The sequence below is a fragment of the Actinokineospora enzanensis DSM 44649 genome (assembly GCF_000374445.1).
Classification (GTDB): Bacteria; Actinomycetota; Actinomycetes; order Mycobacteriales; family Pseudonocardiaceae; genus Actinokineospora; species Actinokineospora enzanensis.
The window spans coordinates 93,392-116,316 of the sequence record NZ_KB894411.1; the positions used below are offsets into that span (position 1 = coordinate 93,392).

The window sequence follows — 22,925 nt, forward strand, 5'->3', positions numbered from 1 at the left end:
CGATTCCCATTCATTGACGACAGAAGCCCGTTGGTGGTGGGTAAAAACCAATGGGGGCGTGGACCACAGTCCACGCCCCCATTGTCTTTGCCGTGCTAGTGGGCGAAGTGCCTGGTGCCGGTCAGGTACATGGTGGCGCCCGCCGCTTCCGCCGCCGCGATGACCTTGCCATCGCCGACCGACCCGCCGGGCTGGACCACTGCCCGGACGCCCGCCTCCAGCAGGACTTCCAGGCCGTCCGGGAACGGGAAGTACGCGTCCGAGGCCGCGACCGCGCCCTTGACCCGGTCCCCGCCCCTGGCCACTGCCAGGCGAGCGGCGTCGACCCGGTTCACCTGGCCCATGCCGACGCCGATCGAGGCGCCCGCGGACGCGATGAGGATGGCGTTGGACTTCACCGCCCGGATGGTGCGCCAGGCGAAGGCGAGGTCCGCGAGGGCGTCCTCATCGACGGCCGGGCCGGTGGCGAGGGTCCACTTGGTGGGGTCGTCGCCGTTGGCGTCCAGGGCGTCGGCGGTCTGGATCAGCAGGCCGCCGGAGATGGGGCGGAGTTCGGCGCCGCCCAGGGTGGGGGGTTCGGCGAGCAGGATTCGGATGTTCTTCTTGCGCGCCAGGACCTCCACCGCGCCGTCCGCGTAGGACGGGGCGATGACGACCTCGGTGAAGATCTCCGCGATCTGTTCCGCCATGGTCAGGCTGACCTCGCGGTTGGCGGCGATCACGCCGCCGAAGGCGCTCATCGAGTCGCAGGCGTGGGCCTTGCGGTGGGCATCGGCGATGTCGACGTCCGAGATGGCGATGCCGCACGGATTCGCGTGCTTGATGATGGCCACGCAGGCGGCCGCGTGGTCGTGCGCCGCGCGCCAGGCCGCGTCGGAGTCGACGTAGTTGTTGTACGACATTTCTTTGCCGTGCAACTGGGTCGCGGTCGCCAGGCCCGTGACGCCGTCGCCCCGCACGTACAGCGCGGCGCGCTGGTGGGGGTTTTCGCCGTAGCGCAGTACCGACTGGCGGTTCCAGGTGGCGCCTGCCCAGCCCGGGAAACCGGAGCCCTCGTCGTCCGGGGCCAGTGCGTTGCCCATCCAGGAGGCCACGGCGACGTCGTACGACGCGGTGTGGCGGTAGGCGGCGGCGGCCAGCGACTGGCGGTCGACCAGCGTGAAGCCGCCCGCCGCCACCTCCTCCAGGAGCCACCGGTAGCGGGTGGGATCGACGACCACGGCGACGCTGGCGTGGTTCTTCGCGGCGGCGCGGACCATGGCCGGGCCGCCGATGTCGATCTGCTCGACGCACTCCTCCGGGGACGCGCCGGAGGCGACCGTCTTGACGAAGGGGTACAGGTTGACCACGAGCAGGTCGAACGGGGCGATGTCCAGCTGGTCGAGCTGGGCCACGTGGGCCGGGTCGCGCATGTCGGCCAGCAGGCCCGCGTGCACGCGCGGGTGCAGGGTCTTCACCCGGCCGCCGAGGGACTCGGGGAAGCCGGTGACCTCCTCCACGGGGGTGACCGGGACGCCCGCGTCGGCGATGGTCTTGGCGGTGCCGCCGGTGGAGACGATCTGCACACCTGCCGCGTGCAGGCCGGTGGCCAGCTCCAGCAGGCCGGTCTTGTCCGATACGCCGATCAGCGCGCGGCGGATGGGCCTGCGCGCAGCGGATTCGGTCACGGGATGCTCACCTTTCGTCCGTCCACGGTGTAGCCGTCGCGGGACATGCCCGCCACCACGTCGACCAGCAGCCGCCGCTCCACCGCCTTGATGCGTTCGTGCAGGCCTGCCTCGTCGTCACCGGCCAGCACCGGGACCGCCTCCTGGGCCAGGATCGGGCCGGAGTCCACCGCGTCGTCGGCCAGGTGCACGGTGGCGCCGGAGACCCGGACACCGTGCTCCAGCGCGTCGCGGACCGGGTGCGCGCCGGGGAAGGCGGGCAGCAGCGCCGGGTGCGTGTTGATCATCTTTCCGGCGAAGCGGGCCATGAAGGCCGGGCCGACGATCTTCATGAAGCCCGCCGAGACCACCAGGTCGGGCTCGTGCGCGGCGACCGCCTCGGTCAGCGCCACGTCCCAGGCGGCGCGGTCGGGGAAGTCCCGCAGGCGCACGCTGAAGGTGGGTACGTCCGCCTGCTCGGCGCGCTCCAGCCCACCGGCCCGGAAGCGGTCGGCACCCACCGCGACCACGCGGGCGGGGTAGTCGGGCGAGCGGTGTTCGTCCAGCAGGGCCTGCAACAGGGTGCCCGATCCGGAGATCAGGACGACGACCCGGGCAGGCGCGGCGGCGGGTAGGTACTGGGCGCTCAGCGTGCTCTCCTACGAGGGGCCGGACGGGGATGTGCCCAGCGTAGGCCGTGCTCAGTGGATCTTGCTCAGCGCCCCGACCCGGGCTCCGGCCCGGCCTCCCCCAGCTCATCGGGCGCGTCCGGCTCGTCCTCCCGGCCGTCGTCCGTCAGCGAGTCCTCGACATCACCGGCCGGGTCGCCGAGCACGTCGAGATCATCCAGTTCGTCGAGTTCGTCCAGATCGTGCACGACCCGGAGACCGTCGGCCCGGCCCACGTCCGGCTCGTCGAGCACGTCCTCGGCATGGGCGTCCTCATCGAGCACGTCGTCATCGGAATCGTCATCGGAATCGTCATCGTCGAAGTCGGCGTCCTCGTCCGCGAACTCGTCCTCCGGGTCGATGAGCCCGAGCGGCCCGGTCGGCTCCGGCCGTGGCCCGGCGGTCCACGCCACCAGCCCGCCCGGCACCCCGATCCACGCCACCAACGCCACCGACAGCCACGCGGCCCGCAGGTCCAACGGGTGGAACGGCCCGCCCGCCAACGCCCCGCCCACGGTCCCGGCCAGCACGGCGAACGCCACCGCCACGATCACGGCCGCGACCGCCACCGCGTGCAACCGCTTGCGCGGCGACTCGTCGACCTCGCGCAGCTCCCACCCGACGAACGTCCCCACGGCAGCGGGGAAGGCGAACAACAGCGGCCACCACGCCGCCGCCCCGCCGGGCAGTGCACCGAGCAACGGCAGCGGCGGCACCGGTCCACCCGCGAAGTCCACAGGGGACATCACGACCGCGCCAAGGGAAAACCCCGGCCCGGCCGCGAACCCGGCGGCGGCGATCACCCCGTTGGGCAGGTACCCGGCCGACAGCAGCAGCATGCCGAGCCCGCCGCCCGGTCCTTCGGCCGCGAACAGCCGCGCGACCGTGCCCGCGGACAACACCAGCGCCAGCGCGAAGACGAATGCGCCCACGGCGATCATCGCGACCGTGGCGAACCCACCGACCCGGGCGCCGCGCAACGCGATCGGGTCCAGCCGGTCGGCCCATTCCAGGAACAGTCCCGAACGCGGCAGCACCCCGACGGCGGCGGCCAGCCCGGACAGCAGCGCCGGATACCACAGGCCCGCCAACGGGTCCACGGTCACCGGGCTGCCCGCGCTCAACAGTCCCAGCGTCAACCCGACCGAGCCGTGCGCGCCCGCCACCGCCGCGACGATCTGTGCCGCCTCGCGCGGGGTGACCACGTCCAGCCGGTCGGCCGCGCTCGCCGCCGTCCGCCACACCAGGACCAGCACCAGCAGGGTCGGCAGCAGCGGCAGCGCGCCCAGCTCGTGGCCCTCGATCCGGACCGGGACCTGGTACGCCGCAAGCCATCCGGGCACCGAGGCGGCCAGCACGCCGCCGGTGGTGAAGTGCGCGCGCGCCGCGATGGCGGTGACCAACGCGAGTACGGCAGCGACCGCCGCGTACCCGGTGAGCATCGGTCCGACCGCGACCACCGAGAGCACCTTGGCCCGCAGCGATCGGGGAACCTCCACCCGTTCGTCGAGGACGGCCAGTGGGTCGGTGTACAGCGACATGGCCTCCACTGTGACACCGGAGTGGACCGGTCCCCGGTGCGGGCGCGCCCGTCGTCAGCCGATCCAGTGAACAGGGAAACGGCGGGGCGGCACCGGAATCCGGTGCCGCCCCGCCGTTTCGAAAGCGTTCGGTCGCTCGCGGGGCTCAGCCCTGCTGCGGGTACCCGCCGGGCGGGGTGCCCGGCGCGCCCGGGGGCGGCGGCTGCGGCGGCTGGCCGAACTGCCCCTGCTGCGGCGCGTAGGTGGTCTGCTGGCCGCCCGGCTGCTGCGGCGGCACCGGCGGCTGCCCGTAGGGCTGCTGGAACTGGCCGGACGGCGGGTTGTAGCCACCGGGCTGGCCGAAGTGGCCGTGGTGCGGTGTGGGGGCGGGCGGCTTGAGGATGCCCGCCTCGAACAGGTACCCGGTCACCGCGGCGGCGGTCTGCACCAACGCGAAGATCAGCACCATGATGCCGCCCGCGCCCAGGCTGGAGGTGTTGAACACGGTGAACAGGAACGCGAGGGTGACGCCGAGCGTGAGCGCGGGCGAGGTCAGGCCGACCTTGCGGTCCTCGCCAGGCAGGATCGCGGGCAGCGCGAGCAGGCCGCCGACGAACAGCAGGCCGGGAATCCAGCCGGGACCGTCGTAGAAGTTGATCGAGGCGGAGTAGGAGCCGACCCCACCCGACTGCAGCGGGGCGAAACCAAGGAACAGGTTGAGCACGCCGAGGCCCGCGACGACCAGCTGGATGGTCTGCACCAGGGTGAACCTGCTCCCGGCTGGCGCGGGCGGCGGGCCGAAGCCCGGCTGCGGTTGCGGCGGCTGCTGCGGTCCCGGTCCCGGGTACCCGCCCGGTGCACCACCTGGATAGGTCATCGCGTGCTCTCCTCAGCGACTTAAGGACTTCCTCAGAGCCAACGAAACGCTAGCCCATCCCGGATCTTCGACGCTCGCCACCCGGCACCGGTTCCGGCCGGGAACCGGGGAGAAACGAACGTGGGGTCGGACGCTACCAGCGTCCGACCCCACGTGGTCAGGTCGAGTCGGGGGCGATTCTCAGGCGTTCGCCTTGAACAGCTCCCTGGCCAGCGCGGCCGTCTCGGACGGCGTCTTGCCGACCTTGACGCCAGCGGCCTCCAGCGCCTCCTTCTTGGCCTGCGCGGTGCCCGCGGAGCCGGACACGATGGCGCCCGCGTGGCCCATGGTCTTGCCCTCCGGGGCGGTGAAGCCCGCGACGTAGCCGACCACCGGCTTGGTGACGTGCTCGGCGATGTAGGCCGCGGCCCGCTCCTCGGCGTCGCCGCCGATCTCGCCGATCATCACGATCAGCTCGGTCTCCGGGTCCGCCTCGAACGCGGCCAGCGCGTCGATGTGCGTGGTGCCGATGATCGGGTCGCCGCCGATGCCGACCGCGGACGAGAAGCCGATGTCGCGCAGCTCGTACATCATCTGGTAAGTCAGCGTGCCCGACTTGGACACCAGGCCGATCTTGCCCGGGCCGGTGATGTCGGCCGGGATGATGCCCGCGTTGGACTTCCCGGGGCTGATCAGGCCGGGGCAGTTCGGACCGATGATCCGGGTCTTGTTGCCGGTGGCGACGGCGTGCGCCCAGAAGTAGGCACTGTCGTGCACCGGGATGCCCTCGGTGATCACCACAGCCAGGCCGATGGCCGCGTCGATGGCCTCCAGCACCGCGTCCTTGGCGAACTTCGGCGGCACGAAGATGACCGACACGTCCGCGCCGGTCTCCGCGATGGCTTCGGCCACGGTGGCGAACACCGGCAGCGAGTGGCCCTCGATCTCGACCTTGGTGCCTGCCTTGCGCGGGTTCACGCCGCCGACGATGTTCGTCCCGGACTTGAGCATGCGCGCGGTGTGCTTGCTGCCCTCGGAGCCGGTGATGCCCTGGACGATGACCTTGGAGTTCTCGTTGAGGAAGATAGCCATCGGTCTCAGACCCCCGCAGCCGCGAGCTCGGCGGCCTTGTCGGCCGCGTTGTCCATCGTGTCGACCACGGTCACCAACGGGTGGTTGGCCTCGGCCAGGATGCGCCGACCCTCGTCGACGTTGTTGCCGTCCAGGCGGACGACCAGCGGCTTGGTGGCCTCGTCACCGAGGATGCCCAGCGCCGCGACGATGCCGTTGGCGACCGCGTCGCAGGCGGTGATGCCGCCGAAGACGTTGACGAAGACGGACTTCACATCCGGGTCGCCCAGGATGATGTGCAGGCCGTTGGCCATCACCTCGGCGGACGCGCCGCCGCCGATGTCCAGGAAGTTCGCGGGCTTGACGCCCTTGTGCTTCTCGCCCGCGTAGGCCACCACGTCCAGAGTGGACATGACCAGGCCCGCGCCGTTGCCGATGATGCCGACCTGGCCGTCGAGCTTGACGTAGTTGAGGTCCTTGGCCTTGGCCGCGGCCTCCAGCGGGTCCTCCGCCTCCTGGTCGACCAGGTCCGCGTGCGCGGGGTGGCGGAAGGACGCGTTCTCGTCCAGGGTGACCTTGCCGTCCAGGGCGATGATCTTGTCCTGCGGGTCGCGCACCAGCGGGTTGACCTCGACCAGGGTCGCGTCCTCGCTGACGAAGGTCTCCCACAGCTTCACGATGACCTCGGCGGCCTGCTCGGCCACCGCGGCGGGGATCTTTGCCTCGGCCACGATCTCGCGGGCCGCGGCCAGGTCGACGCCCTTGATCGCGTCCACCGGCACCTTGGCCAGCGCGTCGGGGCGCTCCACGGCCAGCTGCTCGATCTCCATGCCGCCCTCGGCCGACGCCATGGCCAGGAAGGTGCGGTTGGCGCGGTCGAGCAGGAACGAGAAGTAGTACTCCTCGGCGATGTCGGACGCGACGGTCACCAGCACCCGGCGGGTGATGTGGCCCTTGATGTCCAGGCCGAGGATCTTCCCGGCCTTCTCCTGCGCGTCGGCGGGGTCGTCGGCCAGCTTGACGCCACCGGCCTTGCCCCGGCCGCCGGTCTTGACCTGGGCCTTGATGACCACGGTCTGGCCCAGTGCCTCGGCGTGCGCGCGGGCTTCCTCGGCGGTCTGCGCCACGTGACCCGGCAGGACCGGGACCCCGTGGGCGGCGAAGAGGTCCTTCGCCTGGTACTCGTACAGGTCCACTCGACAGTCTCCTGACTACGGTGTCGACGTGCTGTGGTGCGTGCCCCGGGGTCGGGCGCCACGGGGTACCTCGCCCCGGTCGGACGTCACGGAACCCTAGCGACGTGGGAATGGGGTTGACACTTCGCACCCGGTGAGGTCCGTCACGACCGGTGGTGACTTCACTCACCGGCCGTGGCGGCGGCCCAGTCGAGGATCTCGTCGAGGGCGACCACGGCGATATCCCGTACCTCATTGTCGGCCAATGCGCCGGTGATCGCCGGGAGAGCGTCAGCGGCCGCGATCGCTGCCGCGTCCTCCTGAACTGCGGTGCGCGCGATCCGAGCCGGGTCGGTGTCCACAAGGTAAACGACCTCGACGCCGTTATCCCGGAGCACGCGGGCGGTCGCGTCGGCGCCCGACCCGGTGACGACCACTCGCAATCGAGCGGTCACCGGCCACTCCGGCTGACCGCGATGAGCGAGCTCACCACCAGTGCCGCGACGCAGGCCAGGGACAGCCACAGGCCGGGCCCGGGGGTGGCGCCGTCCGCGCGGGCGGCGGTCAGCGGGTACTCCAGCGCGCGCACGCCGACCACGCCCGCGGCGCCGAGCAGCAGCGCGCCCGCGCGGCCGGGCCGGGAGGCGGGGGCCAGCGCCATGGCGACCAGGACGGTGAGGAAGGCGGCGAGCAGTCCCCAGGAGCCGAACCGGAAGTCGGACACGATGCCCGCAGGCACGTACCCGGGGGCCTTGATCGACGGCAGGTCGAAGGCGCCGACGGTGAACAGCGCGGCGGCGACCAGCGGGCCGACGAGCACCAGGTTCGAACGGCGCCGGGGGTCCTGGTCGCCGGGGTCGACCTCGTCGCGTTCGGCGCTGCCCGCGAGCGCGGCGAGGACGGCGGCCGCCAGGGCCAGCAGCACGGCCAGACCGGTGAACGCGGCGCCGACGCCGATCCGCAGCGCGCCGCTGGCGCCGGTCGCGGTGAACGTGTCGTCCAATGTGGACAGCGCGACCAGCGGCACGGCGGCCAGCGCGACGGCGAACGCGGGGCGCACGCCCGCGGCCACCTTCGGCACCAGCAGGCCGATGGCGAGCCCGAGCACGAGGATCCCGGCCGGGACGAACAGCCGGTCGCCGAAGGTGTCGAGCCCGAGTTCCCCGTCCACCAGGACGAGCTGCGCGGAGAACGCGGCAGCGAGGGCGCAGATACCGGTCAGGACACCGAGCACGCCAGCGGCCCGGTGCAGCTTGCCGACCTCGAAGCTGACATCGGCCTCCGACACCGCCTCGGTCCGGGTGCGACCGCCCGCCACCCAGACCGCGACGGTGATCACGACCAGCCCGGCCAGCGCCAGGTACGGACCCGGCTGCGGGCTCAGGCGCGCGACCGACAGGCCCGCCACGACCTGCGGCAGGGTGATCGTCGCGACGACCAGGGTGGCGCCGAGCAGGACGCCGCGCACCACCGCCGGGCGCCGGGACACGACCGCGTGCACGGCCACGCCGGTGACGGCCGCGGCGAGCGCGAGCAGGCCGAGCCATGGCACGACCGGGTTGTCCAGGGCGTCACGGGCGAGCAGGAAGGCGTCGACCGAGCCGAACGGCCGGAGCAGGACGCCGATCGCGGCGGTGGAACCGGCGACCAGGGCAAGGAGCAATACCCACAACCGGACCCTGGTCGGCCCGGCGGCCGGGTGCTCGTCCGGACCGTCCGCGCCTGCCTGGACCGGCATGGCGACCGGGCTCTCCGGAGCGGGGTCGTCCTCGAACTCGACGGCGTAGCGGGAACCGGGGATCGCGCCCGCGCGGCCCGCGGCGAGCGCGCCGGCCAACACGATGAGGACGTGACCGGCGAGCAGCAGCCACAGGCCGGGCGCCGCTGGCAGGGCGGCCAGGCTCTGCTGCACGAGCAGTTCCGGCCGGGATGCCTCGGCGGAGTCGACGAGCAGCTGCGCGTCGACCAGCGCGCGGCCGGGCGTGAACAGCGCGGCGCCGACCAGGACGCCTGCGCCGACGACCGGGCGGCCCGCGGCGGTGAGGCCGAGCGCGGCCGCGGGCAACGCCAGGGCGAGGACGGTGAGCAGCCAGAACACGTGGACCCAGCCGGGTGGCGCGCCCTGGACCAGGCCGATCTGCGGGCCGATCGCCTGCAGGACGGCGCCGAGCACGGCGCAGCCGAGGGCGACCCGCAGCCGCCGCGGCGTGTCCCGCACGCGGATCCGCTGGTCGGCGCTCGGGTCGGGCGCCCCGGGGAGATCACGGGTCGGCGGGGTATCGGTCCGCGAAGTCATCGCGGGCAACGCTAGCAACCCGATCCCGCGAACGCGGTCCCACGCGTGCGGGCCAGGTGGGTGATCCGGACGTCGTCGCTGGTGGGCATGGTTGTCCGATTCCCGTCGACCGGGGGCGGGCGGGGTGGGACAGACTGCGGGCCCCGCTCGGCCTAGCCAGGGAGCGAGTGATCGCTTCGCACTGTGACAAAGGTGCTCGACCGGGTGTCGCTGGACCCGGGATCGACACGGAGTGTCGGCGGCGGCCGGTCGTGATCAACGGGACGGGAGGCTCGCGTGTGGGTGAACAGCGGGCCGCACGATCGGTGACGCACCCGCCGTGACCTGCGCAGGACTGGAAACCTCGCGCGTCGACGTGCGAGGCATCTCTGGGTTGCCACCCGGACGGCCGATTGAAACGAGACTCATGTCACACTAAGGGCGTGATCTCGGGTTAACTTTGCGTAGTAATCCCAGCGTGCCCACTTTTGCGGCCGTAACCCTCGTTTGGAACCGGGTGACGACTGTTGCCCGACGCGCGGCCTCCCCGTTACTGTCCCCGGGTCCGTTGTCACAGTCCGGTCACGAATAGGACAGGGAACGCATCCGCTCGACGCGCCCCAGCCGGGACCCCCGCCCGGCGTCCGACACCGACGCTCGTCCCCCGCGAGCGCCCCGGTGAGCGAACCGGTCTCCCCGAACGCGGAAGGCTAGGCCTTGTCTCGACATCGCACGTCGGGCAGTGAACAAGAGTCCACTGCCCTGGATGAAGCCCTGGAACGCGGTCCCCGCCGGGTCCGAGGCGCCCATCGCATCGCCCCGCCCTCCTCGGCGCTGCGCGGCCGCGTGGTCGTCGCCGCTGTCGCGGTCGGCGCGTTCGCCGCGGCCGCCGCAGGCCAGACGATCCAGGCCGCCTCCGGTGGCGGCGGCACCGCCGCCGACGAGATCGTCCCGCTCGCGGGCGTCAACAACGCCTCGGCCGCCATGGGCGTCGGTGGCGACGACGACGGATCGGACGCGCCCGAGCTGCTCGCCATGACGCGACAGGTCGACGGCGGCGTCGAGGCCCAGAAGATGGCCGCCAGCGAGCGGTTCACCCAGGCCAGGGTGCAGCGCGCGGCCCAGCTCAAGGCCCAGCAGGACGAGGCCGCCCGGCCCAAGTACGTCCGCCCCGCCCAGGGCACCTTCACCTCCGGCTTCGGCGCCCGCTGGGGCGTCACGCACTACGGCGTGGACATCGCCAACTCCATCGGCACCCCGATCGTCGCGGTCGCCGACGGCGTGGTCATCGAGGCGGGCCCGGCCAGCGGCTTCGGCCTGTGGGTGCGCATCCAGCACCCGGACGGCACCATCTCGGTCTACGGCCACATGAACGACTTCGTGGTCCGCGAGGGCCAGCAGGTCAAGGCGGGCCAGCTGATCGCGCACATCGGCAACCGCGGCCAGTCCACCGGCCCGCACCTGCACTTCGAGATCTGGGACGCCGCGGGTCGCAAGATGAACCCGCTCCCCTGGCTGAACGCGCGCGGTATCTCGCTCTGATCCTGTCCTGCACTTTACTTTGTCCCCCAGGTGTTCCGTGCCTGCGGACAGTCAAGCGCAGGGGTACGACAATCCGGGTTGTCGCTGGTCCTGGCTAGTGTGCGGCGCATGAGCAACCTGTCGCACGACCGACTCGACCGATGGCGCGCGACCCTGGCAGGACATGTCGAACGCGGCACCGTCCCGGGCGCGGTCGGCCTGATCAGCAGGCGCGGCGAGACGCACGTGACCACCCATGGCGTGCGCGCGCTCGGCGGATCGGCGCTGACCGAGGACTCGATCTTCCGCGTCGCCTCGCTGACCAAGCCGGTGGTGGCAGCGGCGGCGATGATCCTGGTCGAGGAATGCGTGCTGCGACTGGATTCCCCGGTCGCCGACCTGCTCCCGGAGCTGGCGGAGCCGCGGGTGCTGCGCGCGCTCGACGGGCCGGTGAACGAGACGGTGGCGGCGGAGCGGCCGATCACGGTACGTCATCTGATGAACTCCACGTTCGGGCATGGACTGATCATGGCGCCGCCCGGGACCTATCCGGTGCAGGACGCGTTGGCCGCCATCGGGATGGCACCCGGACCGCCGCGCCCAGGGTCCACTCCGGACGCCGACGAGTTCCTCCGTCTACTCGCGACTGTCCCCTTGCTCACGCAACCCGGCCGAAAGTGGTGGTATGACACCGCTTCCGATGTGCTGGGCATCTTGATCTCGCGCGCCACCGGCAAATCGTTGGGCGAGTTCCTGCGGGAACGGATCTTCGAACCGCTGGGCATGGTGGACACGGGCTTCCACGTGCCCGCGGACAAGATCGACCGACTGGTCACCGCGTACCTGACCGAGGGTGATCAGCCGGTGATCTATGACCCGGCCGAGGGTGGCGAGTGGAGTGCCGCCCCCGCCTTGGAATCCGGGCGCGGCGGGCTGGTCTCCACCGCCGCCGACTACCTCGCGTTCGGCCGGATGCTGCTCGATCAGGGACGCGGACCGAACGGCCGGATCCTGTCGCGACCGTCGGTGCAGACGATGACGAGCGACCAGCTGCTGCCGAGCCAGCGGGCGGGTGCCGATCTCATCCCGGGCTTCTTCGACAACCAGACCTGGGGCTTCGGCCTGAGTGTCGTGACCCGCCGGGACGACATCCACATGGTTCCCGGCCGCTTCGGCTGGACCGGCGGTCTGGGTACGACGGCTCAGATGGACCCGACCGAGGACATGGTCATCGTCCTGCTGACCCAGCAGGCCTGGACCTCCCCGTCCGGACCGGACATCTACACCGACTTCCTGGTGTCGAGCTACGCGACCATCGACGACTGAGGTCGGGCGGCCGTGCCCATGGCGACTACAGCTTCACCATGGGCACGCTGCCGATCAGCATCAACCGGATGGTGCCCGAGCTGCCGAAGTCGATCGTCGCGGTGGCCCGAGCGCCTTGCCCGTCGGCCGCGATCACCGTGCCCAGCCCGTACTTGTCGTGGTTGACCCGGTCCCCCACGTTCAACGACAACGCGGGAGTGTCCTGCCAGCCACGCATCGGCGACGCGTTCGCCCGACTCGCCTGCACGGACTCGCTCGACCGACGCCCACCCCAGGTGGTCGCCCGCTTGGGACCGGACCGCTCCGGCCCCAACCGACGCCAGTCCAGCAGATCAGCCGGGATCTCGTCGAAGAACCGCGAAGCCGGGTTCGTCATCGGCTGCCCCCACGCCGAGCGCACCAACGCCCGCGACAGGTACAACCGTTCCCGGGCCCGGGTGATCCCCACATAGGCCAGTCGACGCTCCTCGGCCAACTCCACCGGATCGCTCAGGGCGCGCATGTGCGGGAAGATCCCATCCTCCCAGCCGGTCGAGAACACGACCGGGTACTCCAGCCCCTTGGCCGTGTGCAGGGTCATCAACGTGACCACCCCGCCCGAGTCCTCCGCGTCCGGCACCGAATCGGCGTCGGCCACCAGCGACACCCGCTCCAGGAACGCGTCCAACGAGCCGGACACCGGTCCGACCGGCACGATCGGCTCCGACCCCTCCGGCGCGTCGTCGATCTCCGCCGCCAGCGGCTGTTCGGCGAACTCCCTGGCTACGGTGATCAGCTCGTTGAGGTTCTCCAGCCGGGACGCGTCCTGCGGATCGTCGCTGGCCTCCAGCTCACCCCGGTACCCGGTCTGGTCCAGCACCGCGTCCAGGATCTCGGCCACGTCCTGACCGTCCTCGACGAACCGGCGCAGGCCGTCGATCAGCTCGACGAAACCGGCGATCGCACGCTGCGAACGCGGGTTGAGCATCGGGACCTTGCCCTCGGTCGCCGCCCGCAGCGCCGCCGCGAACGGGACCCGCTCGCGGTCGGCGTAGGTCGACACGCAGGCCTCGGCGCGGTCGCCGATCCCGCGCTTGGGCACGTTCAGCACCCGGCGCAGGCTGACCGTGTCGTCCGGGTTGGACAGGACACGCAGGTACGCCAGCGCGTCGCGGATCTCGCGGCGTTCGTAGAAGCGGACGCCGCCGACGACCCGATACGGCAGGCCGAGCCGGATGAAGATCTCCTCGAACACCCGGGACTGGTTGTTCGTGCGGTAGAACACGGCGACGTCGCTGTTGTTCGCCACGCCGCTGTCGACCAGGCGGTCGATCTCGCCCGCGACGAAGCCTGCCTCGTCGTGCTCGTTGTCGCCGACGTAGGCGACGATCTTCTCGCCGTCGCCGAGCGCGGTCCACAGCCGTTTGTCGCGCCTGCCCGGGTTGCGCGAGATGACCGCGTTGGCCGCGGTGAGGATGTTCTGCGTCGACCGGTAGTTCTGTTCCAACAGGACGGTCGTGGCGTCGGGGTAGTCGCGTTCGAACTCGACGATGTTGCGGATTGTCGCGCCACGGAAGGCATAGATCGATTGGTCCGCGTCGCCGACAACGCACAGCTCGGCAGGCGGGACCTCGCCGCCGTCCTTGCCGACCAGCTCACGCACGAGCGTGTACTGCGCGTGGTTGGTGTCCTGGTACTCGTCGACCAGCACGTGCCGGAACCGCCGGTGGTAGTACTCGGCGACGTCCGGGAACGCCTGCAGCAGCTCGACCGTGCGCATGATCAGGTCGTCGAAGTCCATCGCGTTGGCCTCGCCCAGCCTGCGCTGGTACTCGGTGTACACCTCGGCGACCCGGCGCTCCAGGTCGTTCGACGCGTTCCGGCCCGCGGTCTCCGGGTCGACCAGCTCGTTCTTCAGGTTCGACAGGTGGATCGACAGCGTGCGCGCCGGGTACCGCTTGGGGTCGAGGTCCAGGTCACGGGCCACCAGGGTGATCAGCCTGCGCGAGTCGTCGGCGTCGTAGATGGAGAAGCTGGACGTCATGCCCAGCGTCTTCGCCTCGCGCCGGAGCACCCGCACGCACATGGAGTGGAAGGTGGACACCCACATGGCGTTGGCCCGGCGGCCCACCAGGTCGGCGACCCGCTCCTTCATCTCGGCGGCGGCCTTGTTGGTGAACGTGATCGCCATGACCTGGCCTGGGTGCACCTGTCGCTCGCCCAGCAGGTAGGCGATGCGGCGGGTGAGCACCCGGGTCTTGCCCGAGCCCGCGCCCGCCACCACCAGCAGCGGCGTTCCGGCGTGCTCGACGGCCCGGCGCTGCTGGTCGTTGAGGTCGTCCAGCAGGGCGGCGGACCGGGAGCGCCGGGGGGGCTGCTCGGGCTCGGCTGCTGAACGGGGATCTGGGGGGAGGTCGAAGAGGGCTTCCATCGCGCCGACCACGGTACCGGTGACCACCGACAGCGATGAAGCGCGCCGCGCCAGGCAGCCCGCCTGCCCCGGCCGGTGACATCGCTCGCCTCCGGCTCGACCGAAACGGCCGATCTGTGCCACACTCATGGTGTGCTGCGCTGCTGCTACGAGTTTTTTTACGGGAACCGGACTCCGGCTCCCGTAGTGGCGTAGGTACACCAGACCACCGCGAAGCCCCGGAGTCCTCGGACCCGGGGCTTCGTTGCTTGCGGGGACGCGGGACCTGGGCCGGACCTGTCGAGGGATGACGATGAACTCCACCGTGAACGGCGATAAGCAGACCGGCGAACCCAGGCCAGGGGTGGAACTGCCCGCGCCGGAAGAGGTCGCCGAGCTGCGCCAGGAGATCGACGAGCTGGACCGGGAGATCCTGCGCCTGGTCAAACGCCGGGCCGAGGTGTCCCGCACGATCGGCGCGGCGCGGATGGCGGCCGGTGGCCCGCGGATCGTGGTCAACCGGGAGATGGACGTGCTGGCCCGCTACCGCGAGCTGGGCCCGGCGGGCCGCGAGCTGGCCATGGCCCTGCTCGACCTGGGCCGCGGCAAGCTGGGTCGATGACCAGGGTCGGCTAGGGGATTTCCCCGCATCCGGTCCGACCGCGACTGGGGCAGACTGGACACATGCTCGATCTCATCGCGGTCCTTGTCGCCCTCGTCGCCCTGGTGGCCGCCCTCGGCCACGGCGCCTATCTCGCGCTGCTCAACTCGGCCGCCCGGAAGCGGGGGGTCAGCGGCAATCCCGTCGCCCAGTACGTGCGTGGCCGGTGGCCCGTGGTCGGCATCACCACCGCGGGCGCCGCGCTCGCCTGGCTGCTGACCGCGGGCGGCGGGGCGGCCGACGTGCTGGCCATCCTGCTCGCGGCGGGCTCCGGCACGGTGGCGAGCAACTCGCTGTCCAAGACCATGCAGCGCTACCGCGGCGACAGGTGACGCGCACGCCACAGTGAGTGGGGCAATTACCCCATTCGGGCGCGCCACAGCTCCTCACCTGGGTACATTCCTTTGCGTACGCGACGGCACCGGCGCACGGTGCGCCACGTCCGAGTGGGGGATTCACCCGAGGGGACACAAGGGGGAGCGGTGCCACTAGACGAGACCATGCAGATGGACCACGAGGTGGTCCGGTCCGCCGGTCAGGACATGGCCGACCTGGCCGTGTCGGTGCAGGACGTCCAGGCCTATGCCACCGGGGACGGGCTCAAGGTCGAGCACTTCGGCGGCACGACCAACGGCAACGCCGCGTTCAACTCCTTCAACGGGGCGGTGCAGGCCCTGGCCGCCTCGGTCGGGAAGGCCGCGCAGTTCTGCACGGAAGCCGCGCAGCGCATCGACGCCTCCGCCAAGGCGACCAAGGGCACCGACGTGGACAACGCGTGGGGCCTGGCGCAGGTCGAGGGGAAGTAAGCGATGCCGAACCGCTTCAGCCAGGACGTCGTCGACACCCTGCAGACCCCCGCGAACGTGCACACCGAGGACGAGTCGGCCCGGATGCTGGAGGGGCTGGAGAAGTACATCCAGCAGATGGGTCCGGCCAAGCTCGGCTTCCTCTACCAGATGTGGCGCGACCACCCGGCCTGCCTGCCCGCGAACAAAGGCCGGTGGACCGAGAAGGTCGCGGGCGAGGGCGACCAGGAGAAGACCGACCCGGGCGGCGGCCTGTACCAGTTGAAGGTCATCAACTGGGGGTTCCTCTGGGGCGCCCGGGGCAGGCTGGACAACCTCGCCGCGGCCGCAGGCAAGATCGACGGGGCGGCGAGCGCGGTCTCCGGCAAGCTGCAGGGCGGCTGGACCAGCAAGGCGGGCGAGGCGGCCGTCACCAAGATCAACGACCTGCGGGGCACCAGCCAGGACTACGCGACCGCCGTCGGCCAGCTGCGCGACCACATCGGCGGCGCCTGGCAGGCCACCCGCGAGGCGGTGCAGAAGCTGTCCCAGTTCGCCGACCGGTCCGATGTCGGCGGCAAGTCGATGACCGACCGCTTCGGCAAGTACGCCGACGGCCTCAACGGCTTCCCGATCAACCGGTCCGAACGCGACAACTACATGATCTACATGGGCGAGATGAACGACGCCATCAAGAACGGCGTCTACCGCGGTGGCTGGAACGACAAGGAAGTGTCCAGCACCGGCGGCGACATCACCCAGTTCGCCTTCAGCCCGGCAGGCGGCCTGTTCACCTCGGTGACCCCCTCCAACCCCCAGGAACTGCACACCCCCGGCGCGGTGAAGCTCACCGAGGGCGACAACCGGTGGTCGAACGAGATCTGCAACGAGCTCAACGACTACTGCGAGTGCTACCACCTCACGATGCAGAACCTGCGCAAGCAGATCGATGAGACGGTGCGGACCGTCAAGTCCGCCTGGGACGAGCTGCGCTCGGCGACCATCACCCTGTCGACGGACCCGTTCGCCAAGCTCTCGCTGGCGTCGGCGAACCCGCCACCGCCCGAGGAGAAGGGCGACGACCACCCGGGCAAGGACCAGCCCGGCGACGGTCACCAGGGGCAGGACAACCCGGGGACCGGTACCGGCAACCCCGGGACGGGCAACACCGGTACCGGGATGCCCACCCAGCCCGCCAATGTGGAACCGCCGAAGATGCCCGAGCCGGGGGCGACGGACCCGAGCTCGGTGCCGGGTACCCCGCAGCCGCCGACTCCGCAGCCGCCGAGCCTGAGCGCGCCGGAGACGGTGACCATCCAGGACGGGGACCGGACGATCGGGGTGCAGAGCCCGGACGGGCAGGGGCACGTCAAGGTCACCGTGGACGACGGGTCCGGCAAGCCGAAGACCTACGACCTGGATTTCAGCGCGGGCAGCGGTGGTGTCGGGCCGGACGGCAAGCCGGTGGTCGGCGCGGACGGGCAGCCCGTGGTCGGACCGGACGGCAAGCCGGTGACCGATGGGCACGCGGGGTCGGCTGGACAGCCGGTCGGCGGGTCGCAGGCGATCGGGGCCGACGGGAAGCCGGTGGCCGGTGCGCAGACCGTGCTCGGGCCGGATGGTCAGCCGATTGTTGTCGGGCCGGACGGGCAGCCGGTGATCGGGCCGGACGGCAAGCCGGTGACCGGGTCGTTCGGGCCGGAGGGCAGCACGCAGTCGGATCCGTCGGTGCAGCACGTGCAGGCCGGGGCGGACGGTAAGGCTGTCATCCACGACGGTGACCTGACGATCACGGCCGAGCGGCCTGCCGACTCGCCGGACAGCGTGCGGATCACGGTGGACGACGGGACCGGGCATCCGGTCACCTACACCGTGGACGCGGACGACTCGCCCGCCCAGGCGCAGGGCGCTACGTCCCGTGTGGACGGTGGCCCCGCGGATCCGCGCGCGGGTGTGCACGGCGGTCCGGGTAGCGCAGATGGCTCGACCTCGGGAGTCCCGGGCACCCATAGTGCCAACGGCCCGGTTTCGGGGGACGGCTCGGCCACGGCGGTCTCGGGTGGTCATGGTTCCGGTGGATCGGTCATGGGCGGACCCGGGGCTGACGGTGCGGGTTCGGCTGCCGCGATGTCCGGCAACGCGGACGCGGGTTCCCGGGACGCCTTCGCGCACCAGTCCACGTTCGCCGCGAGTGATGGCGGCGGTTCCTGGGGTGCGGCGGGCAGTGTCTTCGACGACCCGACGGGTGACGCGCTGCGCCAGGACCACCCCGGTGACCACAGCAACGGTCACGACAGCCACGGCGGCCACGACAACGGCGACACGCAGGCATCCGGCGCGGGTGAGGCGTCGCTGGCCAGTGCGCAGGTCGGTGGGCACGATCAGGCGAGCGGTCAAGCTGGGTCCGCGATGGGCGGTATGCCCATGGGCGCCATGGGTGGCGGCGGCGCGGGTGGTGGCGGCGGTGACGCGGAGCGCGGCGGTTCGCAGTGGCGTACCTCCGGCCAGCTCTTCGACGATGACTACGCCGAGGCCGAAGCGCGGATCGCGGGCAGTCTCGACGGGAACCGGTAGGGGGCGGGCATGTCCGAGATCAGTGTGGAGACGCGGCAGATCCTGGCCCGGTACGAGGACATCTCCGCCCAGCACGCGGCGCGGGTGAACGACATCGGCGAACAGTTCGCCACCGACCTGGCCCGGCACGACGCCGAGGCGGCGGAGCGGGACCGACTGTACGCCGAGCAGAAGCCGGGGATCGACGCCGCGCACGAGGCGGCCAAGGCGGAGTTCGCCCGCAAGCAGGCGGAGGAACAGGCGAAACCGACGACGTGGCAACGCGAGTCGAAGCCGACGGTGCTGTCCTTCGGCGACGAGGAACCGCGTCGGCCAGCGCCCACCCCGGTGCCGCCGGTTTCCCAGGCTCCCCCGGCACCTCCGACCGCTCCCGAGCCGACGCCGACGCCCGCCCGGGACCGCTTCCTGGACTTCACCGTGGACGAGGAGTCCGCGCCGCAACCAGGACAACCAGCACAGCCTGCACAATCATCACGGCAGCCGGTCAAGCCCCGACGCCCCACCCCGGTCGAGGATGACGACGACTGGTCCGGCCGCAGCTGGTTACGCTGAGGGAGCGCCCCGTGCCCACGGACAACCCCCGGGGAGTACTCAGCGTCGACCAGGAAGCGGTCGCCGCACTCACCCGCGAGGCCACCGACCTGCGCGCGGCACTGGACGAGGTACTCGCCTTCGCCCGCGCGGAAAGCCTTACGCCACGCCAGTTCGGCACCATCGGCGCCGAGGCGGGAGCCGCGTTCACCGCGTCGACCGAGCGAATGCTGGACTCGTTCGAGCGAGCCATCCCCGAGGTGGAGACCATGGTCTCCGGCCTCTCGGAAGCCACCCGCCGCCTGGTGGACACCGACGAGGAGGCAGCCCGCCACATCACCCGAGCCGGTGAGCGATGACCGCGAGTGCCGTGCGGGCGGCGTTGGCCGAGCCGTCGCCCGCTGATCCGCAGGACACGGCTGACGTGTTGTTGGATGGAGTGCTTGCCAGGCCCCGAAAAGCTCTGTCCTTACAGGACGGTGGAGTGGTTTTCCAGCGCTGGCGGGAACATCCGGTCGCTCGTGGGGGTTGGGCACAGGCGCCATGGGGACCGGCGGACGAGCGGTTGGTCGACGATCTGCGGGGGGCCGAGTTCGGCGCCCTCACGGCCGCACACGAGCGGTTGACAGCATTAGCTAGGGCCGCGGACGCGTTGCGGGCCGGGGCCGGTGGATTACGGACTCGGCTAGCCGACACGTGGGCGGGGCGCGGAGCCGATCAGGCGGCGACCAGGTTCGACGCGCTGGCCACTGCGGCGGGAACGTGGCATGACGGGTTGGTTCGACTGACCACGGCGTTGGACAGTGCTCGGAAGGTGGCGGCCGACGCGCTGCACGGGTGGGCTGATCAGGCGGGCACGCTGCGCGGGGTTCAGGTGGACGACCTGCGGACGCGGCTTGCGCAGATTGATCGGTTGGACGCGTTGTCGCGGTCGTATACCGCCGACCAGTTGCGGACCGGTGCGATCAATCTCAACGGCATGACCGGTGAGCCCTGGCCCAGCGGCGAAGTGATCACCTACCTGGACGACTACAGTGCCCGCTACACCGCTGCCGTGGCACGGTTCCGGCGCGACCTGCACGCTGTCCACGATGCGACAGTCCGGGCGTGGCAGGCGTTCACATCTGTCCAACGTGGAGTGTCGACCGAGCCGTTCGCACCGGTGACCACTCCGTCGTCGGCGACCAGTCCGTCCCATTCGGACGGTGCGCGGGTGACGTTCCGGGATCCGAAGCACGCGGTCACCGTCGACACCACCGGCGGCGGTCTCGGCATCACCGTCGACGACGGCGACGGTCGACCGACCAAGTACGTCGTGGACCCCGCCAAACCCGCCCCCGCCACCCCGAGCACCGGCCCGAACGCCCTCACCGGCGCCGGGACAGGTGCCGATGGCGCAAGCGGCGCCGGGGCGGGCAGCGCAGGCACGGGCGCGGGTGGAGCAGGCGGCGCTGGTGTCGGGACAGGTGGCGGCGGGGGCGGGGAGACGTCCTCGGCGAATCCGCTGGCGGCGGGAGCCGCGACCAGTGCGGAGGCCCCGGTCACCATGGAGCCGCAGCCTGCGGCGTCAGCCCAGTCGGGCGGCCCGGCGGCCGGTGGCGCGCCGCAGGGTGGCACGGGCGGCGGCATGGGCGGGATGGGGATGGGCGGCATGGGCGGTGGCGGCGGCCAGGGCGGCGGCGACACCGAGCGCAAGGCGAGTCAGTGGCGTCTGGTCGGCAGCCTGTTCGAGGACGAGGACCCGGCCGCGCACTTCGACGGCATCGTCGGCGAGGACCCGGCCAACCGGGCCAAGAGGTGACCCGGTGACCGATGAGTCCGACCCGGCGGTCCGCGCCATCCGTGCCCGATTCGAGCAGATCAGCGCGGCACTTACCGACTCCCTGGAACGCTCCCGCGCCACCTACGAGTCCGATCTGTCCCAACTGGACCAACGCGACCGCCCCGAACCGCGCCGTCGCCACCCGCAACCGGACGACCCCTCCGACACGGGCGTGTTCTCGGCCAGCTGGATGCGCAACCAGTAGTGCCGCGACCCAGAACGGCCCGACCACCGGATGGTGATCGGGCCGTTCCGGCTCACTCCCACTCGATGGTGCCCGGGGGCTTGCTGGTCACGTCCAGCACCACCCGGTTGACCTCGGCGACCTCGTTGGTGATCCGCGTCGAGATGCGTTCCAGCACGTCATACGGCAGTCGGGTCCAGTCCGCCGTCATCGCGTCCTCACTGGACACCGGCCGGAGAACCACCGGGTGGCCATAGGTGCGGCCGTCGCCCTGGACACCGACGCTGCGGACGTCGCCGAGCAACACCACCGGGCACTGCCAGATGTCGCGGTCGAGACCGGCGGCGGTGAGCTCCTCGCGGGCGATGGCGTCGGCGGCGCGGAGGATCTCCAGGCGGGCCGGGGTGACCTCGCCGATGATGCGGATGCCCAGGCCGGGGCCGGGGAACGGCTGCCGGTAGACGATGGTCTCGGGCAGGCCCAGCTCAAGGCCGACCCGGCGGACCTCGTCCTTGAACAGCGCGCGCAGCGGCTCGACCAGCTCGAAGTCGAGATCGTCCGGCAGGCCGCCGACGTTGTGGTGGCTCTTGATGTTGGCCGCGCCGGTGCCGCCGCCGGACTCGACCACGTCCGGGTAGAGGGTGCCCTGGACCAGGAACCGGTACTTGTCGCCGCCCGCCTCGGTCTGGAGGTCCAGTTCGGCCTGTTCGAAGACGCGGATGAACTCGCGGCCGATGATCTTCCGCTTCTCCTCGGGGTCGGTCACCCCGGCCAACGCGGACATGAACCGCTCCCGTGCGTCCACAGTGACCAGTCGGACACCGGTCGCCCGCACGTAGTCGCGCTCCACCTGGGCGCGTTCGCCTGCGCGCAACAGGCCATGGTCGACGAACACGCAGGTCAGCCGGTCCCCGATGGCCCGCTGGACGAGCGCGGCGGCGACCGCGGAGTCGACCCCGCCGGACAGGCCGCAGATGGCCCGGCCGTCGCCGACCTGGGTGCGGATCCGCTCGACCTGTTCGTCCACGATGGACGCCGTGGTCCACTGTGGACGAACCCCGGCCACGTCGTGCAGGAACCGGCGCAGCACCTCCTGGCCGTGCGGCGAGTGGTGCACCTCCGGGTGGTACTGGACGCCCGCGAAGCGCCGTTCGGTGTCCTCGAACGCGGCCACCGGCGCGCCCGCGCTGGACGCGGTCACGGTGAAACCCTCCGGCGCCTTGGTCACGCAGTCGCCATGGCTCATCCACACCGGGTGCCGAACGGGCAGACCATCGTGCAGGACACCGTCGTCCGGAGCGAGGTCCGTGCGGCCGTACTCGCGGGTACCGGTGTGCTCGACGACGCCGCCGAGCGCGCGCGCCATGGCCTGGAAGCCGTAGCAGATGCCGAACACCGGGACACCCGCCGTGAACAGCGCGGGGTCGACGGCGGGCGCGCCCTCGGCGTAGACGCTGGCCGGGCCGCCGGACAGGATGATCGCCGCCGGGTCGCGGGCCAGCAGGTCGGCCACGGCCGCGGTGTGCGGGACCACCTCGGAGTAGACCTGGGCCTCGCGCACCCGGCGGGCGATGAGCTGGGCGTACTGGGCGCCGTAGTCCACGACCAGGACCGGACGCTTACTGTCGGTCATGCAGAAACCACCTTCGGTCGTCCGCGAACGCCCGGAGCACGAGAGGCAGGGGACACGTCTCGGCACCCGAGCGCGCGCGCTCGCGTGCCGACCGGTCCCACCCTGGGTTTCTCGCCCGGCGGTGCCTGCCCGCGCACCTGGCCGCGCGGGCTTTCCGTGACGCTCGAACCAGACCCGCGCCCACCTGCGGCGCGGCGGAACCCTAGTCACCATCGTCGGTCAGCCGCCGCCATCCTAACCCGGGGCCTTCTTGGCCAAGCCACGCGTCCGATCGCGGCCTACCGTTAG

General features: G+C 71.4%; 20 protein-coding genes. 10 read left to right on the forward strand and 10 right to left on the reverse strand.

From position 1 onward, the window contains the following. Positions 1-95: 95 nt before the first annotated feature. The 8 genes from purH to C503_RS0113545 all read right to left on the reverse strand — a co-directional run bounded on the left by purH (position 96) and on the right by C503_RS0113545 (position 9,232). Complete coding sequence (gene purH, locus C503_RS0113510; RefSeq protein WP_018682748.1) at positions 96-1,667, reverse strand: bifunctional phosphoribosylaminoimidazolecarboxamide formyltransferase/IMP cyclohydrolase; 1,572 nt, start codon at positions 1,665-1,667, stop codon at positions 96-98. Further along, positions 1,664-2,296 carry a phosphoribosylglycinamide formyltransferase gene (gene purN / locus C503_RS0113515; protein ID WP_033400580.1) on the reverse strand — a complete coding sequence of 211 codons (633 nt, stop codon included), beginning with the start codon at positions 2,294-2,296 and terminating at the stop codon, positions 1,664-1,666. The genes purH and purN overlap by 4 nt, the downstream gene beginning before the upstream one ends. Positions 2,297-2,361: 65 nt before the next feature. Further along, the gene (locus tag C503_RS0113520) at positions 2,362-3,855 is read right to left on the reverse strand and encodes a cell division protein PerM (protein ID WP_018682750.1); all 1,494 of its coding nucleotides are present in this window, start codon (positions 3,853-3,855) and stop codon (positions 2,362-2,364) included. Positions 3,856-4,000: 145 nt separating this feature from the next. Continuing rightward, a complete protein-coding gene (locus C503_RS0113525; protein WP_026316268.1) occupies positions 4,001-4,711 on the reverse strand; it encodes a DUF5336 domain-containing protein in 711 nt (236 codons plus the stop codon). 180 nt (positions 4,712-4,891) lie between these two features. Next, the gene (gene sucD, locus C503_RS0113530) at positions 4,892-5,782 is read right to left on the reverse strand and encodes a succinate--CoA ligase subunit alpha (protein WP_018682752.1); all 891 of its coding nucleotides are present in this window, start codon (positions 5,780-5,782) and stop codon (positions 4,892-4,894) included. Positions 5,783-5,787: 5 nt separating this feature from the next. Further along, on the reverse strand, positions 5,788-6,957 hold the full coding sequence (sucC, locus tag C503_RS0113535; protein WP_018682753.1) for an ADP-forming succinate--CoA ligase subunit beta: 1,170 nt from the start codon (positions 6,955-6,957) through the stop codon (positions 5,788-5,790). 161 nt (positions 6,958-7,118) lie between these two features. Continuing rightward, a complete protein-coding gene (locus C503_RS39280) occupies positions 7,119-7,391 on the reverse strand; it encodes a hypothetical protein (protein WP_156893187.1) in 273 nt (90 codons plus the stop codon). After that, on the reverse strand, positions 7,388-9,232 hold the full coding sequence (locus tag C503_RS0113545) for a hypothetical protein (RefSeq protein WP_018682755.1): 1,845 nt from the start codon (positions 9,230-9,232) through the stop codon (positions 7,388-7,390). The genes C503_RS39280 and C503_RS0113545 overlap by 4 nt, the downstream gene beginning before the upstream one ends. Positions 9,233-10,057: 825 nt before the next feature. Between C503_RS0113545 and C503_RS0113550 the strand changes: the two genes are divergently transcribed. Both C503_RS0113550 and C503_RS0113555 read left to right on the forward strand, forming a co-directional pair. After that, positions 10,058-10,753, forward strand: coding sequence for a M23 family metallopeptidase (locus C503_RS0113550; protein WP_018682756.1), 696 nt, complete (start codon positions 10,058-10,060; stop codon positions 10,751-10,753). Between the two features lie 108 nt (positions 10,754-10,861). Further along, positions 10,862-12,058, forward strand: coding sequence for a serine hydrolase domain-containing protein (locus tag C503_RS0113555; protein WP_018682757.1), 1,197 nt, complete (start codon positions 10,862-10,864; stop codon positions 12,056-12,058). Positions 12,059-12,083: 25 nt separating this feature from the next. Here the strand turns inward: C503_RS0113555 and pcrA are convergent, their stop codons facing one another. Beyond that, positions 12,084-14,468 (reverse strand): DNA helicase PcrA, encoded by a 2,385-nt coding sequence (gene pcrA / locus C503_RS0113560; protein WP_026316269.1) that lies wholly within the window; start codon positions 14,466-14,468, stop codon positions 12,084-12,086. A 292-nt stretch (positions 14,469-14,760) separates the two neighbouring features. Here pcrA and C503_RS0113565 point away from each other — a divergent pair, with 292 nt between their 5' ends. The 8 genes from C503_RS0113565 to C503_RS0113600 all read left to right on the forward strand — a co-directional run bounded on the left by C503_RS0113565 (position 14,761) and on the right by C503_RS0113600 (position 21,025). Further along, a complete protein-coding gene (locus C503_RS0113565; protein ID WP_026316270.1) occupies positions 14,761-15,069 on the forward strand; it encodes a chorismate mutase in 309 nt (102 codons plus the stop codon). A 62-nt stretch (positions 15,070-15,131) separates the two neighbouring features. After that, a complete protein-coding gene (locus tag C503_RS0113570; protein WP_018682760.1) occupies positions 15,132-15,440 on the forward strand; it encodes a hypothetical protein in 309 nt (102 codons plus the stop codon). Positions 15,441-15,590: 150 nt separating this feature from the next. Next, positions 15,591-15,914 (forward strand): hypothetical protein, encoded by a 324-nt coding sequence (locus C503_RS0113575; protein ID WP_156893189.1) that lies wholly within the window; start codon positions 15,591-15,593, stop codon positions 15,912-15,914. Between the two features lie 3 nt (positions 15,915-15,917). Next, a complete protein-coding gene (locus C503_RS0113580; RefSeq protein WP_018682762.1) occupies positions 15,918-18,467 on the forward strand; it encodes a hypothetical protein in 2,550 nt (849 codons plus the stop codon). Positions 18,468-18,476: 9 nt separating this feature from the next. Continuing rightward, a complete protein-coding gene (locus C503_RS0113585; protein WP_018682763.1) occupies positions 18,477-19,019 on the forward strand; it encodes a hypothetical protein in 543 nt (180 codons plus the stop codon). A gap of 11 nt (positions 19,020-19,030) precedes the next feature. After that, positions 19,031-19,357, forward strand: coding sequence for a hypothetical protein (locus C503_RS0113590; protein WP_018682764.1), 327 nt, complete (start codon positions 19,031-19,033; stop codon positions 19,355-19,357). 206 nt (positions 19,358-19,563) lie between these two features. Beyond that, entirely contained in the window at positions 19,564-20,799 is a 1,236-nt protein-coding gene (locus tag C503_RS0113595; protein WP_156893190.1) for a hypothetical protein, read from the forward strand. Between the two features lie 4 nt (positions 20,800-20,803). Beyond that, positions 20,804-21,025 (forward strand): hypothetical protein, encoded by a 222-nt coding sequence (locus C503_RS0113600; RefSeq protein WP_018682766.1) that lies wholly within the window; start codon positions 20,804-20,806, stop codon positions 21,023-21,025. Positions 21,026-21,077: 52 nt separating this feature from the next. Here the strand turns inward: C503_RS0113600 and guaA are convergent, their stop codons facing one another. Next, entirely contained in the window at positions 21,078-22,637 is a 1,560-nt protein-coding gene (gene guaA / locus C503_RS0113605) for a glutamine-hydrolyzing GMP synthase (RefSeq protein ID WP_018682767.1), read from the reverse strand. Between the last annotated feature and the right edge of the window lie 288 nt (positions 22,638-22,925).

Excerpts from the sequence above, each read along its gene's own strand:
- C503_RS0113520 (WP_018682750.1), bottom strand. The coding sequence starts at position 3,855 with ATGTCGCTGTACACCGACCCACTGGCCGTCCTCGACGAACGGGTGGAG.
- C503_RS0113525 (WP_026316268.1), bottom strand. The coding sequence starts at position 4,711 with ATGACCTATCCAGGTGGTGCACCGGGCGGGTACCCGGGACCGGGACCG.
- sucD (WP_018682752.1), bottom strand. The coding sequence starts at position 5,782 with ATGGCTATCTTCCTCAACGAGAACTCCAAGGTCATCGTCCAGGGCATC.
- C503_RS0113545 (WP_018682755.1), bottom strand. The coding sequence starts at position 9,232 with ATGACTTCGCGGACCGATACCCCGCCGACCCGTGATCTCCCCGGGGCG.
- C503_RS0113555 (WP_018682757.1), top strand. The coding sequence starts at position 10,862 with ATGAGCAACCTGTCGCACGACCGACTCGACCGATGGCGCGCGACCCTG.
- pcrA (WP_026316269.1), bottom strand. The coding sequence starts at position 14,468 with ATGGAAGCCCTCTTCGACCTCCCCCCAGATCCCCGTTCAGCAGCCGAG.
- C503_RS0113565 (WP_026316270.1), top strand. The coding sequence starts at position 14,761 with ATGAACTCCACCGTGAACGGCGATAAGCAGACCGGCGAACCCAGGCCA.
- C503_RS0113570 (WP_018682760.1), top strand. The coding sequence starts at position 15,132 with ATGCTCGATCTCATCGCGGTCCTTGTCGCCCTCGTCGCCCTGGTGGCC.
- C503_RS0113580 (WP_018682762.1), top strand. The coding sequence starts at position 15,918 with ATGCCGAACCGCTTCAGCCAGGACGTCGTCGACACCCTGCAGACCCCC.
- C503_RS0113585 (WP_018682763.1), top strand. The coding sequence starts at position 18,477 with ATGTCCGAGATCAGTGTGGAGACGCGGCAGATCCTGGCCCGGTACGAG.
- guaA (WP_018682767.1), bottom strand. The coding sequence starts at position 22,637 with ATGACCGACAGTAAGCGTCCGGTCCTGGTCGTGGACTACGGCGCCCAG.